Source organism: Rhodococcus wratislaviensis (assembly GCF_900455735.1).
GTDB classification, from domain to species: Bacteria; Actinomycetota; Actinomycetes; order Mycobacteriales; family Mycobacteriaceae; genus Rhodococcus_F; species Rhodococcus_F wratislaviensis.
This window is the reverse complement of the sequence record NZ_UAUI01000004.1, coordinates 41,679-57,435: the sequence shown is the minus strand read 5'-3', so window position 1 is coordinate 57,435 and position 15,757 is coordinate 41,679. Positions and strand designations below refer to the sequence as shown.

Below are 15,757 nucleotides of genomic sequence, written 5' to 3'. Positions count from 1 at the left end.
TTAGACTGATAGGCATGGCCGATCAGAGCTATCAACCCACACTGTCGCAGCTGCGCGCGTTCGTCGCAGTCGCGGAGTACCGCCATTTCGGCACGGCGGCAGCACGATTGAGTGTGAGTCAACCCACACTGTCGCAGTCGCTCGCCGCCCTGGAGAACGGGCTCGGCGTGCAGCTCATCGAGCGCAGCACCCGACGCGTGCTCGTCACCCCGGCGGGGGAGCGGCTCCTCGGTCAGGCCAAGGTCATCCTCGAGGCGGCGGACGGATTCGTCGCGACGGCCGCGGGTGTCGGCGACCGGCTGGCCGGACCGCTGCGTATCGGGCTGATCCCCACCGTGGCCCCCTACGTGCTGCCTGCCCTGCTGCCGGCGCTGCGCGAGGAGATGCCCGCCCTCGAGCCGCAGGTCATCGAGGATCAGACGGCGCGGCTCCTGGAGGCGCTGCGAGTGGGCGCGCTCGACGTCGCGGTGCTGGCGTTGCCGAGCGGTGTCAGCGGTCTCGTCGACATTCCTTTGTACACAGAAGATTTCGTGATGGTCGTCCCCGAGGGGCATGCACTGGCGGGTCGCACCGACGTCTCACCGCAGATGCTGGACGCGCTTCCACTCCTGCTGCTCGACGAGGGGCACTGCCTGCGCGACCAGACCCTCGATCTGTGCCGCTCGGTCGATGCGCACCCGGTGGCGGGCGATACCCGCGCCACTTCGCTGTCCACGGTGGTGCAGTGCGTTGCCGGCGGACTCGGGGTGACCCTGGTGCCGGAGTCCGCAGTCCAGGTCGAGACGGGACGGGGACCGCTCGCGACCGCCCGCTTCGCGGCTCCGGCGCCGGGCCGCACGATCGGACTCGTGTTCCGCTCGTCCAGTGCCCGTGCGGACGGCTACGCGCAGCTCGCCGGCCTGCTCACGAAGACGGCGTCGGTCGGCGGACCCGCCTGACGGTCGGGGCTACGACCGCCGGCGCGGTTTGCCCTTCTTGCCGCCCTTCGTTCCGGAGCCGGACCGTGACGTCCTGGCCCCCGCGGCCGGTTTCTGGCGTGCCGCCGCCGCGGCGGGACGCTTCTTCTTCGGCTGAGCCGGCGTCGGGGTGCGGCCCCGGGAACTATTGACGGTTCGGCCTCGGACGATGCCGATGAACTCTTCCACCAGTTCGGTGGTCTCGTCTTCGGGCCACGACAGCGCGATCCGCGACTCCGGGCCGTCCGACACCGTCCGGTAGACGAGGTCCTTGCGGTGGTGGAGCCGGGCGAGCGACTGCGGGACGATGAGCAGCCCGATCCCCGCGGCAACCAGTTCGATCGCGTCGGCCGTCGTGGCCGGGCGGTCCTGGGCGGGCAATCCCGGCACGTTGTCCCACACGAGGATGTCGTCGTGTGGATGCAGCACGATCTCGTCGGCCAGATCCGCGATCGACACCTCGTCCACCGCCGCGACGACGTGGTCCTTCGGAGCCACCACCACGGGGATCTCGGTGTACAGGGGGATGGCGCTGAGACCGGTCCGGTCGATCGGCAGCCGCACCAGGCCCGCGTCCGCGCCGCCGCCGCGCAACTGGTCGGGCGCGTCCGCGGCCGTCACCGGGACGAGGGTGAGCGGGACGTCGGGCAGCCGTTCGTTCCAGATGCGCACCCACTTGGTGGGGGTCACGCCCGGGACATACGCGAGCCGGAACGATGGGGATGCATCCGCGTCTGTCACTCCGTCAGGCTACCGGCCTTGGTCAACGGCACCGCACACGCTCGTTACTCTTGACACCATGACGTCGCACAAGAGCCCTCAGACTATGAAGCCCGCCACCGCGGCGAAGAAGCTGGGCGTGTACCTCGAGGCCACCCCCGCGGAGTTCCAGGAGGGTCTCGTCTCCCGCGACGAGCTGAGTGCACTGCAGAGCGATCCTCCGGAGTGGCTGCTCGAGCTGCGCCGCAACGGCCCGCACCCGCGGCCGGTGGTCGCGGCGAAGCTGGGGGTGTCCATTGCCGGCCTCGCCCGAGGCGGCGTCACCGAGGCGCTCACCACCGAGCAGATCGACGCGCTCATGGCGGATCGTCCCGAGTGGCTGCAGCAGGAACGCGCCACCCAGGCCGAGGTCCGCAAGGAGACCGTCCGCATCAAGGAGAAGAACGCGGCGCGGCGTGATCAGCCTCGCCGGCCGCGTTCCTGACCGCTAACCCTCGACGATGCTGAGCTCGTCGAAGATCACTTCGCCGGCCGCGTCGGACTCGGGGAGGTCGACGACCGCCGTCAACGCCCACCCGTGATCGCCCTGCGGGTCCTCGAGGACCTGCCGGACCCGCCACAGCTCGGGCGCGGTCTCCACCTGGAACAGCTGGGGGCCGCGCGCCGAGGGGCCGGTGCCCAGGGAGTCGTATTCGTCGAAGTACGGCTGGAGCTGGTCCTCCCACTCGTCGGCGTCGATGCCGTCGTCGAGTCCCTCCAGTTCGGCCCACCGCCGCCGCGACGCGAGTTCGATACGCCGGAACATGGCGTTGCGCACCATGACCCGGAATGCCCGCGTGTTCGCCGAGATGGGACGCGGCACGTCGGCGCCGAACGCGACCTGCTGGTCGTCTCCCTCGGCGCCGGGGTCGGTGAGTGATTCCCATTCGTCGAGCAGGCTCGAATCCACCTGGCGGATCAGCTCGCCCAGCCACTCGATGAGGTCGTCCAGCTCCTCCGTCCGGGCCTCGGTCGGAACGGTCTGGCGCAGAGCGCGATACGCGTCCGCAAGATACCGCAGCACGAGCCCTTCCGAACGGGCCAGGCCGTAGTGGCTGACCATTTCGGCGAACGTCATGGCCCGCTCGACCATGTCGCGCACGACCGACTTGGGCGACAGCGCGAACTCCGTGATCCACGGATGCCCACCGCGGTACATCTCGAACGCGGGGAACAACAGGTCTGCGAGAGGCTTGGGCCAGGTGACCTCCTCGAGCAGTTCCATGCGTTCCTCGTACTCGATCCCGTCGGCCTTCATCTGCGCGACCGCCTCACCGCGGGCGAAGTGCTGCTGCGCCATGAGGACCTGCCGCGGGTCGTCGAGGGTCGACTCGATCACCGACACCACATCCAGTGCATAGGAATCGGATTCGACGTCGAGGAGTTCGAGGGCGGCCAGGGCGAACGGGGACAGCGGCTGGTTGAGCGCGAAGTCCCGCTGGAGTTCCATCGTGAGCCGGGCCATGCGGCCGTCGGCGTCGGGTTCGTCGAGTCTCTGCACGACGCCGGCGTCGATCAGCCCGCGGTACAACGACAGCGCCTTGAGGATGTGCTTGCGCTGCGCGGGCCGCGACTCGTGGTTGTCCTCGAGGAGGTGCCGCATGGACTCGAAGCAGTTGCCCGGTCGTGCGATCACGTTGAGCAGCATGGAGTTCGACACGGAGAACCGTGAGATGAGCGGTTCGGGAGACGCGGCGACGAGGCGATCGAACGTGGCCTCGCTCCACGACACGAAGCCGTCGGGCGCCTTCTTGCGCTGCACCTTCCGACGCTTCTTCGGGTCGTCGCCTGCCTTGGCCAGCGCACGCAGATTCTCGACCTCGTGTTCGGGCGCCTGCACCACCACGGTGCCCAGGGTGTCGTAGCCGGCGCGTCCCGCGCGTCCCGCGATCTGGTGGAACTCGCGGGCGCGGAGGTGCCGCGTGCGGGTGCCGTCGAACTTGGTCAGCCCGGTGAGGAGCACGGTGCGGATGGGGACGTTGATCCCCACGCCGAGGGTGTCGGTGCCGCAGATGACCTTCAGCAGACCGTCCTGCGCCAGCTTCTCGATGAGGCGGCGGTACTTCGGCAGCATGCCGGCGTGGTGGACGCCGATACCGTGCCGGACGAGGCGCGAGAGCGTCTTGCCGAATCCGGTGGTGAACCGGAAGCCGCCGAGCGCTTCCGCGATGGCGTCCTTCTCCTCGCGCGAACAGAAGTTGACGCTGGTCAGGGCCTGCGCCCGTTCCAGGGCTGCGGCCTGGGTGAAGTGGACCACGTAGACCGGGGCCTGATTGGTGGTCACCAGTTCCTCGATCGTCTCGCTCACGGGAGTCGTGGCGTACGAGAACAGGAGGGGAACGGGACGCTCGGTGCCCGCCACGACGGTGGTGGGCCTGCCGGTCCGGCGGGTGAGATCGGACGAGAAGAAGTCGACCTCCCCGAGGGTGGCCGACATGAGGAGAAACTGGGCGTGGGGGAGTTCGACGAGGGGGACCTGCCACGCCCAGCCCCGGTCGGGTTCGGAGTAGAAGTGGAACTCGTCCATCACGACCTGACCGATGTCGGAGTCGGGGCCCTCGCGCAGTGCGAGGTTCGCGACGATCTCGGCGGTCGCGCAGATGATCGGCGCCCGCGAGTTGACGGCGGCGTCGCCGGTCATCATGCCGACGTTCTCCGCGCCGAACACCTCGCACAGCGCGAAGAATTTCTCGCTGACAAGGGCTTTGATCGGGGCCGTGTAGAAGGTGCGCTTACCGGTGGCCATCGCGTAGAAGTGGGCGCCGACCGCCACCATCGACTTGCCCGATCCAGTGGGCGTCGCCAGGATCACATTGGCCCCGGACACCAGCTCCATGACGGATTCTTCCTGGGCGGGGTAGAGCGTCAGACCTCGTTCCTCGGTCCAGGAGGTGAAGGCGTCGAAAACGGAATCGGAATCCGCGTTGTCGGGGAGCAGGTCGGAGAGAAGCACTGCTACAGGCTAGCCGGACCGCGGTGCGCCGCGGCCGGGCCTATGTGGCGCTGCGTTCGTCCGATCCCATTGCGTCGAGGACCGCCATGCGGGTGGACGCGCTGCCCGTGATGGTGCTCTCACCGACGCCGGTGACGAGCATCTGCCGCCACTTCGCTTCGTCGAACTGCAGGGGATGAGTCACGGACAGGAACTTCTCGATGGTGCGCAGGAATCGCATCGGGTCGTCGCGGAACGGGAAATGGCCTGCGCCGCGGAAGATCTCGAGGTGTGAGCCGGGCATCGCCGCGTGCGCGAGGTGGGCGTGACTCACCGGAATGACGGCGTCTTGATCGCCCCAGATGAGCTGCACCGGGAGATTCTCGGTCAGATAACATCGGTCGAGCATGGTGACGACCTGGCCGCGCCAGTCGACGACCGCGCGCAGGGTGCGCAGGTACGCCTCGTAGGCCGTGGGGTCGTACAGTTCCGCGAGTACGCGTACCAGGTCGGGTGTGTCGTGCAGCATCGCACCGGGACGCAGTCGCGTTCCGTTCAGTTGGCTCAACACGTTGCCCACCAGACGCACAGTGGGCATCGCGCCGGGAATGCGCAGCAGTTTCAGGGCCTCGTTGACCACCGGAACCGACGCGAGACGGAGGAGCGGGTGAACGTCCTTGGTGACGCCGCCGGCCGAGACCAGGACGAGCCGGTCGACCATCTGCGGGAACTGGTAGGAGAACTGCATGGCGACACCGCCACCGAGGGAGTGACCGACGACGGTGACCTTGTCGATACCCAGGGTGGACAGCAGATCGCGCATGCCGTTGGCGTACGCCGCGACGGAGTAGTCGGCCCGCGGCTTGTCGGAGCGGCCGTGGCCCAGCAGATCGGGGGCGATGACGGTGTAGTTCTTGGCGAGGTGCGGGATGATCTCGGTCCAGGTGGACGAGTTGTCGCCGATGCCGTGGATCAGCAGAAGCGCGGGACCCTCGCCTGCCATGCGGAACGCGCGGCGGTAGCCGTGGATCGTGCGGAACATCATGCGGGTTTCGGCGTTCGGAACGGGCCTGAGCTTACGAATGCGAGTGTCGCTCATGTCGCCTCCTGAACTAGGTGCACTCCCGAATGTTGACAGCTCAATCATCCGCTTCATCTCGACGCTATTGCACCGCTGTCGGCCGAACAACTGGACCGTGCGGTCGCACAGTGTCCGAGTGGCGACCGCACAACCGCTCCTCGGTCACGCCCCGCCCTGCGATCCCCCCTCCTCCCCGGAGTCGCCGCCCTCGCCGTCCTGCAGGGCCTGTTCCGCGAGGAAACGCTCGAATTCTGCACCGAGTTCGTCGCCGCTCGGCAGGTCTTCCTCGCTGGCCAGGAGCGTGGACTGCTGTTCTTGAGCCGTTACGTACGCATCGTACTGACGTTCCAGGGCGTGGACGACGGTTTGTACCTCCTCGTTACCCGCGATGTGCTCATCGACCTGTTCGCGGACGCGTGCGGCGGCCTCGCCGAGCGCGGCGAGAGGCAGATCCAGGTCGGTGACGTCACTCACATTCTCGAGGAGGGTCTCGGCGGCCCCCGGGTAGTCCGTCTGAGCGAGGTAATGGGGAACGTGAACAGAGAATCCGACGGACTCGTGCCCGTGCTGCGCCATCCGCAACTCGATCAGCGAGGACGCGCTGCCGGGTACCTGCAGTTCACCGGACCAGCGCTGGTGGTCCTTGATCAGGTCCTTGTTGGTGGAATGCGCGGTCACCCCGAGCGGGCGGGTATGCGGGATGGCCATCGGAATGGCGTTGATGCCCACGGTCCGGCGCACACCGAGCTGCTCGGCCAGCAGGCGCACCGCCGTGGTGAACCGCTCCCAGCGGAGATCGGGCTCCATACCGGCCAGCAGCAGGAACGGGGTGCCCGCCGTGTCCTTCAGCGCATACAGGTTCAGCTCGGGCTGGTCGTAGTCCGAGAAGTGATCGGCCTTGAACGTCATGGTGGGCCGACGCGAGCGGTAATCGACGAGTTCGTCGACCGCGAAGGAGGCGACCAGCTCACTCTCCAGGCTCTCGCGCAGATGCGTCGTGGCGAGTTTGACGGCGTGGCCAGCGTCGGAGAAGCCCTCGAGTCCGTGGATCAGTACAGGGCCCTGGCCGTCCGCGGAGGACAGCTGCGGTGCCGGGAACTCCAGCTCGTACATCTTCGACTGTTCGTCCATCACAGACCTCTTCTCCTTCGTGCCTGGCCTCCAGTGTCCCCTATCGTCTCCGGCATCGATACGTCGGACTTTGCTCTCGGAGGTCCTGCTCTGGGGGAACACGGCGCGGACGACCGATAATTCCCGTCAGAAGCCTTCCGGTGTTCGCCCACAGCGAGATCCCGCGCACGGTCTGTGGCAATGTGAGGAACGGCACGGTCTGAGACGACGATCCTGGAGGTGCACGATGTCGGCACGGCTACGAAGAAGAAGTGCGGCCGCGTCGTGAGCGTGCGCATCGACCGGGTGGTCACCTCCGGCACCTTCAGTCTCGACGGGGGCACCTGGGACGTCGACAACAATGTGTGGATCGTCGGCGACGACTCCGAGGTGGTGGTGATCGATGCCGCCCACACCGCCGCCCCGATCGTCGAGGCTGTCGGCGGCAGGCGCGTGAAGGCCATCGTCTGCACCCATGGCCACAACGACCACGTCACCGTGGCGCCCGAACTGTCCACGGCACTGGACGCCCCCCTTTACCTCCACGCGGCCGACGACGTGTTGTGGCGACAGACTCACCCCGCCGTCACCTACACGCCGATCGAGGACGGGCAGGAGATCGAGGTGGCCGGGACCGGTCTCCGCGTGCTCCACACGCCCGGGCACTCTCCCGGTTCCTGCTGCCTGTATCTGCCGGAGGCGGGGGAACTGTTCAGTGGTGACACCCTGTTCTCGGGCGGACCGGGAGCCACCGGGCGTTCCTACTCGGACTTCCCGACCATCATCGGGTCCATTCGCGACCGTCTGTTCGCGCTGCCGCCGTCGACGACGGTCCGCACCGGGCACGGCGACGGAACCACCATCGGGACCGAATCCCCGCATCTGGAGGAGTGGATCGCCCGCGGCAGTTGAGCCGCAGCCTCCCCGCTGTCGGCGCGCCGGCGTGGCAGAGTGGCGGAAAGGCTCCCCGGGTGGGAGCACCACACATCCGACACGGGAGGTCGACGGTGAGGTCTCGGCGCACAGCGGTACGGACGGCCATCTATGTCCCGGTGGTCTCGCTGGCCGCGGTGACGTTACTTTCCGGGTGTTCCTCGACGGTCTCCGGCGTCCCGCAGCCGAGCACCACGATCGCGGCGGGTTCGCCGTCCGGAAAGGGACTGTCGAAGCTTCTGGTCGATCCGGCCGACTTCCCGGCCCGGTACGAGGCGATCGTGCTGCCCGCCCAGGCCGTGTCGATGGCGGCACCCGACCTGACGGGCGTACCACAGGGCGCGGAGGTGGATCCCGCGGACTGTGCGCCGCCTGCGCAGGACTACGGTCCGACCGGCACCGTCATGGTGGTGGGCACGGACAATGCGAGCCGTTCGACGATCTCGGTCGAGCTCACCAGAACCGATACACCCCTCGACGAACTGGCGGCACAGACGAAGAAGTGCGGCGAGGTCACCGTGACGGACAGTGGCGCCGAGTCCACCGTCACCACCGAGATCATGCCTGCCCCTCCGGTCCGGGCCGACGACACCCTCGCGCTGCGGCGGACCGTCAAGTCCGGCAACGAGAGCGACAAGGTCACCCAGTCGATGGTCACGTTGATCGCGCAGGTGGGCGACGTGCGGGTGTCCGCGACCTTCATGTCGTTCGGCGACGCGAAGGCCGACACCGTCGCTCTCGACGAGGTGTTCACCGCCGCGGTGCAGAAGGTGCAGAACAGCTGAGCGGGCCCTAGCACAGGGTTCCGACGACTTCTCGGCCGATCGGCGCGCCCGCGCGGCGCGGCGACCCGGTTGTCCACAAGCGATTGCCCATCCACAACCCTTTGTGTTTCGCCAGTTCGCCCGCGGCGCGCCGACGCGTCGGCCCGTCAGAGTCTGATGTATGACGACACCCGCATTCCCGCACGGTTCCGGTTTCTCCGACGATCCCGGCGGGGGACCGCCCCCGCATCAGCACACCGTCACGTTGTCCGCCCCGGGCGACCTTCTCGCCTCGGTTCCCGCACTGCTCGGATTCCGGCCTGCCCGGTCGATCGTGGCGGTGTGCCTGACCGGGGAGCGCAACCCGTCGGTCGGAGCCGTCATGAGACACGACCTGGTCCTCAGCGGTGGCGACGTGCCGACCCCGCCGATGTACGCGGCGTTGGGTCAGTTCGCCACCGTCTGCGAGAGGGAGCGGGCCACCGGGGTGCTCCTGGTGCTCGTCGACGACCGCTTCACCGACCCGGACGCGATCTCCCTGGACGAACTGTCCGCGATCGTCGAAGAATTCGAAGAGCTCCTCGACTGCACGCCGACCGAACTTCTCGACGTGTTCGTCACGGCGGAGATCGCGGCCGGCCGCGAATGGTTCAGCCTCCTCGGCGGCGGTGGGTACGGAGCCCAGTCCGATCCGACGTCCTCGCGGGTCGCGCTCGCACGGGTCGTCGAGGGCAGGGCCATCCGCTCTTCGCGCGAGGAGCTGGAAGCCACGATCGAGGTGGGCCCGGTGCTCGAACGGATGCAGATCGCCGCCCTCATCGAGCGCGGCCGTCAATCATCCCTTCTGCGAAGGGAATTGGCCGAACGTTCGGCCACGCCGGAGCGCGGTCACCGTCTCGAACTCGAACTGGTGCTGACGCACGTCGCACGAGTGTCGTCCGGGGAGAGGCTCCTCGCGCCGGAATATGCGGAACTGGCGCTCGCGCTGGACAATGTCACCGTCCGAGACAGCGCGCTCGCTCTGGCCGTCGGCCCGTACGCCGACGACGCGGAGCAACTGTGGATCCTCCTCGCCCGCAACCTCCCGGACCCGGAACGCGCGAACCCGGCGGCGCTACTCGGATACAGTGCCTACCTGCGTGGCGACGGGCCGTTCGCCGGCATCGCGTTGGCCGCCGCACTGGACTCGGAGCCGGGGCACGTACTGGCCACCCTGCTCGACGGTGCACTGCACTCCGGACTCCGGCCGGCCGAGGTGCGGGGCCTTGCCGACATCGGTCACGAGCGAGCCGAAGCGATCGGTGTCGTGCTGCCCCGGCAGATCGCGGACTGAGCCGGCGTCACCGGCGTGCCGCGTGCGACCGGTCGCCCAGTTCCTGCAGGTAGGCCCAGGCGTCGGCGACGATCTCGTCGAGGTCGGTGTGCTCCGGCCGCCACCCGAGATCCGCGATCGCCCGATCACTCGATGCCACGAGGACGGCGGGATCGCCCGCCCGGCGCGGTGCGTCCTCGACCGCGATGGGCAGCCCGGTGACCCGCGCACACGCGGAGATGACTTCGCGCACACTGAAACCCGCACCGCTGCCGAGATTGTAGATGCGGTGCCTGCCCTCGATCGACGACTCCAGTGCCAGCACGTGCGCCTCGGCGAGGTCGAGCACATGGATGTAGTCGCGGATCGCCGTTCCGTCCGGAGTCGGCCAGTCGGTTCCGAAGATCGAGATCTTCTCCCGCTGACCGAGCGCCACTTGGAGCACGAGAGGAATCAAATGCGTTTCGACGACCCGGTTCTCGCCCGCCGATTTGTACGCTCCCGCGACGTTGAAGTACCGCAGGCTGGTCGCCGCGAGCGAATGAGCCACCGAGTACGACGTGATGGCATGGTCGATCGCGAGTTTCGTCGCCCCGTACGGATTGGTGGGACGGGTCGGATCGGCCTCCGTGATCGGCGAGTGCTCGGGCTCGCCGTATGTCGCGGCGGTCGAGGAGAACACGAGTTTCCGCGTCCCCGAATGGCGCATGGCCTCCAGAAGTTCGAGCGTGGTGACGACGTTGCCGCGCCAGTACTTCTCCGGGAACTGGACGGACTCGCCGACGAGCGACTGCGCCGCGAAGTGCAGGACGCCGTCGAAGCGGGGTGTGCCGCTCGTGCCGAGCACGTCCGACACCACCTCCGCGACGTCGCCCTCGACGAACTCGGCACCGAGCGGCACCGCGTCGGCGTTACCCGTGGACAGGTCGTCGATGATGACGACCTCGTGTCCGCGTTCGAGCAGGACCGTGCTGCAGACGCTGCCGACATAGCCGGCGCCGCCGGTGACCAGAAGTTTCATCGACTATCCCTGAACCTGCTTCACCTGGACGGCGTGCGCCATCTCCTCGGACAGATCGAACCCGCTGTGGCCGGGCACCGTGATCGTGACCGAACCGGGCTTGGTCTCGACAGTGACGCGCGCGTCCGGAACGACGCCCGCCTCACGCAGCTGCCCGATGACGTCCGGATCCGACTGCACGTGCTCGGCGAGACGTCGGACGACGACAGCGGTCGGCTTGCCGGGCGGCACGTCCGTGAGCCGGATGAGCGTCTCGGGGGCGTCGACCGGGCGGTCCAGCCCGAGCAGCGCGAGCCCCGGAATCGGGTTGCCGTACGGCGAAGTAGTGGGGTTGTTGAGCACCTCCACGAGGCGCCGCTCGACTTCCTCGCTCATGACGTGCTCCCATCGGCACGCCTCCGCATGAACCTCTTCCCACTTGAGGCCGATGACGTCGACCAGCAGTCGCTCGGCAAGGCGGTGCTTCCGCATCACCGACACCGCGAGTTCGCGGCCCTTCTCCGTCAGTTCCAGGTGGCGGTCACCGGCGACCAGGAGGAGACCGTCACGCTCCATCCGGGCAACGGTCTGGCTGACCGTCGGACCGCTCTGCTCGAGTCGTTCGGCAATACGTGCTCGAAGTGGGACGACGCCCTCTTCTTCCAAGTCATAGATCGTCCGGAGGTACATCTCCGTGGTGTCGACCAGATCCTTCACACTCACACCCCTTCGTCTCGGTTGATTCTACCGGTGATTGCCCGCCACCGGCGCCGTCCGTCCCCGCAGCGCGTCGGTGCCGGTCGTGCCGGGGTCTGCTCGCACCCTCCGCGGGGGACCAGTAGCGTGAGTTCATGACCGCGTCGTTCAGTTCCGGGGAGGATTCGGCTGCACTGGTATCGCACCGTGCAGTCGTGTGGAGTCCGGACTATCTCAGTTATCGGTGGAGTGCGGACCACCCGATGAACCCCACCCGGCTCGACCTGACCATGTCGCTCGCCCGCAGCCTCGGGACTCTGGAGGGGGTCGAACTGTTGCGGCCCGACGCCGCCTCGGACGCAGACCTGTTGCGGATCCACACTCCCGCGTACGTCGAAGCAGTCAAACAGGCCGGGCACTCGGCGACGTCGGGTGTGCTCGGGGCGGACGCCCCGCACGGGCTCGGCACCGAGGACAATCCCGTCTTCCCCCAGATGCACGAGGCGAGCGCCATCCTCGCGGGCGGTTCCCTCGCCGCGGCGCAGGAGATCGCCGCAGGACGCACCCGTCGCGCCGTGAGCATCGGCGGCGGCATGCATCACGCGATGCCCGACTGGGCCTCCGGCTTCTGTGTGTACAACGATGTCGCCATTGCGATCTCCTGGCTGCTGGACCACGGTTTCGACCGGATCGCCTACATCGACGTCGACGCGCACCACGGTGACGGAGTCCAGCACGCGTTCGCGCACGACCCACGGGTCCTGACGATCTCGCTCCACCAGCATCCGGCGACGCTCTGGCCCAACACGGGGTGGTCGAGCGAGGTCGGTGAGGGATCGGGGGAGGGCACCGCCGTCAACCTCCCCGTGCTGCCCGGCACCGTCGATGCGTTGTGGCTGCGTGGTTTCCACGCCGTCGTTCCGGGCGCCCTCGCGGCGTTCCGGCCCCAGATCGTGATCAGCCAGTGCGGTGTCGACAGCCACCGCGAGGACCCGCTGGCCGACCTCGCGCTCACGGTCGACGGCCAGCGGGCCGCGTTCCTCGCGATGCGCGACCTCGCCGACCGCTACTCCGAAGGACGCTGGCTCGCCGTCGGCGGCGGCGGCTACGGCCTCGTCCGTGTGGTGCCCCGCGCGTGGACCCACCTCATCGCCGCAGCGCTCGACCGCGAGATCGACACGGGCCGTGCCGTACCCGAGGGCTGGCAGGAGCGGGCACACGCGCTCGCGCCCAGCGTCGACCTGCCGGACACGATGGGCGACGGCGGCGAGGTCGACTACCGGCCCTGGGACGGTCCCGGTGGCACACCGGAAACCGGGATCCCGTCGGTCGACCGCGCCCTGACACGGATCGACTCGGCCGTCATCGCCACTCGCCGCGCGTGCTTCCCACTACTCGGACTCGACCCGGAGGATCCCCGTGACTGAGCCGACGGACGGCAGTGAGACCACCGACGGCATCGACTCGTCGGGCGGCACCGAATCGTCGAGCGGCACCGAATCGTCGGTCACGACAGAGGCGAAAGCGAAACCCGACACCGCGCACGACTACCCGCGGCACTGGGTCGCCGATGTGCTGGCGGCGGACGGCGGAGCGGTGGCGTTGCGACCGATCGTGCCCGAGGACGCGGACAAACTCGTCGCGTTCCACTCGAAGCTCTCCGAGCGCACCCGTTATCTGCGGTATTTCGGCCCCTACCCGACCATGTCGCAACGGGACATCGTTCATTTCACCACCGTCGATCACCATGACCGGGTGGCGTTCGTGGTGCTGCTCGGGGACGAGATCATCGCCGTCGGCCGGTACGAGCGGCTCATCGGCGAGGGGGACGGCAAGTCCGCGGAGGTGGCGTTCGTCGTCGCCGACGCGCATCAGGGCCGCGGACTCGGGCCGATTCTCCTCGAACACCTGGCCGCGGCGGCCGCCGAGAACGGCCTGACGATGTTCGTCGCCGAGGTCCTCGCGGAGAACCGGAACATGGTGACGGTGTTCCGTGAAGCGGGATATCAGGTGAGCCGCAGTTTCGAGGGCGGAGTGCTCAAGCTCGAATTCGCGATCGACCCCACCGAAGCGATGGTGTCCGTGCGCAATTCCCGCGAGCGGGCCGCCGAGGCGCGCAGCATGCGCAACGTCCTCAGTCCGCGGTCGGTCGCGGTGATCGGTGCGTCCACCGATCGGGCAAAGGTCGGCAACGCCGTGCTGACCAACCTGCTGCGGGCGGGATTCACGGGCCCGGTGTATCCGGTCAACGCCGAGCACCGTTCGGTTCACGGTGTTCGGGCGTACCCGACCGTCCGCGACATCCCCGACGAGGTGGATCTCGCCGTCGTCGCGGTACCCGCCGAATCGATCAACGCCGTCCTCGACGACTGCCTGGACAAGGGGGTCAAGGCCCTCGTCGTCGTGTCTTCGGGATTCAGTGAAACCGGGATGGACGGACGGCAGTCCGAACGTCGCCTCGTCCACGCCGCCCGCGCGCACGGGATGCGGCTGATCGGTCCCAACGCGCTCGGCGTGGCCAACAACGACAGCGAGGTCTCGTTGAACGCCACCCTCGCGCCGGTGCTGCCGAGCCCCGGCAACGTCGGATTCTTCTGCCAGTCCGGCGCACTCGGCATCGCCATCCTCGACGAGGCCGCGCGGAGCCGAATCGGATTGTCCGCCTTCGTCTCCGCGGGAAACCGCGCCGACGTCTCCGGCAACGACCTCCTGCAGTACTGGGATTCCGATCCGGCCACCGAGGTGGTGCTGCTGTACCTGGAGAGTTTCGGTAATCCCCGCAAGTTTTCGCGAATCGCACGCCGGGTGGCGCGGAACAAGCCGATCGTCGCGGTCAAGAGCGGCCGGCATGCCGTCCCGCCCGCGTTGGCGGCCAGCGGCGGCGAGATGGACGATTCGATCGTCCGCGCCCTCTTCGAGCAGGCCGGTGTGGTGCAGGTCGGGTCGATCTCTCAGTTGTTCGACTGTGCGCTGCTGTTCGGGTATCAGCCGCTGCCCGCGGGCCCCCGGCTCGCCGTGGTCGGAAACTCCACCGCGCTCGGTGTGCTCGCCGCGGACGCGGCCCGCAGTGAGGGTCTGCAGGTCGGCGACCCCGTGGACCTCGGTCCGCAGGCCGGTCCCGAGGAGTTCGCGGCGGCCGTGCGGACGGCGCTCACGTCCTTCGACGTCGATTCGGTGATCGCCGTGTTCGTTCCACCGGTCGCCGTTCCCGTCGAACCCTATGCCCAGGCGCTGCGGGAGGCGGTGCGTGAAGCCGACAAACCCGTCCTCACGACGTTCCTCGCGGCGGAGGGTGTGCCCGACGTCCTGGCGGTCCGAGGTGAGGACGGGCACCCGACGCGCGGTTCGGTTCCCTCCTATCCCGGTCCGGAACGCGCGGCGCTGGCACTGGCCCGTGCCTGGCGGTACTCGGCGTGGAAGAGTAAACCGTCCTCGAAAGTTGTGCGCCCCAACGGGATCGATCCGGAGCGGGCGAAGACGATGGTCGACGGCTGGCTCTCGACGTCGGCGGGACGGTGGCTGTCGGACTTCGAGGCATCGCAGCTCCTCGCGTGCTACGGCGTGAACGTCGTGGAATTCCGTTCCGCCACCACCGAAGACGAGGCCGTGCAGGCCGCCGAGGAATTGGGATACCCGGTCGCGGTGAAGGCGACGGGGGAGCAGTGGCGGCACCGGCCGGACCTCGGTGGCGTCCGCCTCGATCTGGTCGGGCCCGATTCGGTCCGCTGGGCCTACCGCGACCTCGCCGCCGCGTCCGGTGAACCGCTACTCCACGTGCAGCGAATGGCCACCAAGGGAATCGGTTGTGTGGTGGGTGTGCAGGACGACCCGTCGTTCGGTTCGCTCATCTCGTTCGGACTCGCCGGCGTGATCTCCGACCTCCTCGGCGACCGCGCCTACCGGGTGCTGCCCCTCACCGAGGATGCCGCCGCGGAACTGATCGACGCACCGAAGGCCGCGCCGCTGCTGTCCGGCTACCGCAGCGCCGTACCGGTGAACAAATCGGCTCTCGTCGACCTCGTGCAGCGGATCTCCGCGCTCGCCGACGACCTCCCAGAGGTACGGGAACTGGCCTGCGAACCCGTGCTCGCCTCCGCCGAAGGCGCCCAGATCACCGATTCGCGCGTGCGGATCGGCCCCGAGCCCAGCGTCGCCGACCTCGGCCCCCGCCGCCTGCGCTGATCGATCAGAGGCCCGCAGACAGCGCAACGCCG

General features: G+C 68.3%; 13 protein-coding genes. 7 read left to right on the top strand and 6 right to left on the bottom strand.

The window, feature by feature from the left end; all coding sequences use genetic code 11:
* Positions 1-14 precede the first annotated feature (14 nt).
* Positions 15-938 (top strand): hydrogen peroxide-inducible genes activator, encoded by a 924-nt coding sequence (locus DTA22_RS08505; RefSeq protein WP_112299180.1) that lies wholly within the window; start codon positions 15-17, stop codon positions 936-938.
* 9 nt (positions 939-947) lie between these two features.
* On the opposite strand, the gene DTA22_RS08500 is transcribed toward DTA22_RS08505, so the two are convergent.
* Positions 948-1,697: a LysR family substrate-binding domain-containing protein gene (locus DTA22_RS08500; protein WP_112299179.1), complete on the bottom strand. Its 750-nt coding sequence runs from the start codon at positions 1,695-1,697 to the stop codon at positions 948-950.
* Positions 1,698-1,755: 58 nt separating this feature from the next.
* Between DTA22_RS08500 and DTA22_RS08495 the strand changes: the two genes are divergently transcribed.
* Positions 1,756-2,160 (top strand): DUF5997 family protein, encoded by a 405-nt coding sequence (locus DTA22_RS08495; protein WP_005240786.1) that lies wholly within the window; start codon positions 1,756-1,758, stop codon positions 2,158-2,160.
* Between the two features lie 3 nt (positions 2,161-2,163).
* On the opposite strand, the gene DTA22_RS08490 is transcribed toward DTA22_RS08495, so the two are convergent.
* The 3 genes from DTA22_RS08490 to DTA22_RS08480 all read right to left on the bottom strand — a co-directional run bounded on the left by DTA22_RS08490 (position 2,164) and on the right by DTA22_RS08480 (position 6,859).
* Positions 2,164-4,668, bottom strand: coding sequence for a DEAD/DEAH box helicase (locus DTA22_RS08490; RefSeq protein WP_112299178.1), 2,505 nt, complete (start codon positions 4,666-4,668; stop codon positions 2,164-2,166).
* 40 nt (positions 4,669-4,708) lie between these two features.
* Positions 4,709-5,746, bottom strand: a complete 1,038-nt coding sequence (locus DTA22_RS08485; RefSeq protein WP_005240793.1) for an alpha/beta fold hydrolase — start codon at positions 5,744-5,746, stop codon at positions 4,709-4,711.
* A gap of 144 nt (positions 5,747-5,890) precedes the next feature.
* Positions 5,891-6,859 (bottom strand): proteasome assembly chaperone family protein, encoded by a 969-nt coding sequence (locus DTA22_RS08480; protein ID WP_112299177.1) that lies wholly within the window; start codon positions 6,857-6,859, stop codon positions 5,891-5,893.
* A 264-nt stretch (positions 6,860-7,123) separates the two neighbouring features.
* Between DTA22_RS08480 and DTA22_RS08475 the strand changes: the two genes are divergently transcribed.
* The 3 genes from DTA22_RS08475 (at position 7,124) to DTA22_RS08465 (ending at position 9,868) form a co-directional block, all read left to right on the top strand.
* Entirely contained in the window at positions 7,124-7,750 is a 627-nt protein-coding gene (locus DTA22_RS08475; RefSeq protein ID WP_112299264.1) for an MBL fold metallo-hydrolase, read from the top strand.
* Between the two features lie 140 nt (positions 7,751-7,890).
* Complete coding sequence (locus tag DTA22_RS08470) at positions 7,891-8,556, top strand: DUF5642 family protein (RefSeq protein WP_112299176.1); 666 nt, start codon at positions 7,891-7,893, stop codon at positions 8,554-8,556.
* A gap of 160 nt (positions 8,557-8,716) precedes the next feature.
* Entirely contained in the window at positions 8,717-9,868 is a 1,152-nt protein-coding gene (locus DTA22_RS08465) for a DUF4192 domain-containing protein (RefSeq protein WP_112299175.1), read from the top strand.
* A 7-nt stretch (positions 9,869-9,875) separates the two neighbouring features.
* On the opposite strand, the gene galE is transcribed toward DTA22_RS08465, so the two are convergent.
* Positions 9,876-10,868, bottom strand: coding sequence for a UDP-glucose 4-epimerase GalE (galE, locus tag DTA22_RS08460; protein ID WP_037232427.1), 993 nt, complete (start codon positions 10,866-10,868; stop codon positions 9,876-9,878).
* A gap of 3 nt (positions 10,869-10,871) precedes the next feature.
* On the bottom strand, positions 10,872-11,564 hold the full coding sequence (locus DTA22_RS08455) for a metal-dependent transcriptional regulator (protein ID WP_005240804.1): 693 nt from the start codon (positions 11,562-11,564) through the stop codon (positions 10,872-10,874).
* A 134-nt stretch (positions 11,565-11,698) separates the two neighbouring features.
* On the opposite strand from DTA22_RS08455, the gene DTA22_RS08450 reads away from it, so the two are divergent.
* Positions 11,699-12,970: an acetoin utilization protein AcuC gene (locus DTA22_RS08450; RefSeq protein WP_112299174.1), complete on the top strand. Its 1,272-nt coding sequence runs from the start codon at positions 11,699-11,701 to the stop codon at positions 12,968-12,970.
* Positions 12,963-15,725, top strand: coding sequence for a bifunctional acetate--CoA ligase family protein/GNAT family N-acetyltransferase (locus DTA22_RS08445; protein ID WP_112299173.1), 2,763 nt, complete (start codon positions 12,963-12,965; stop codon positions 15,723-15,725). The genes DTA22_RS08450 and DTA22_RS08445 overlap by 8 nt, the downstream gene beginning before the upstream one ends.
* The last annotated feature ends 32 nt before the right edge of the window (positions 15,726-15,757 follow it).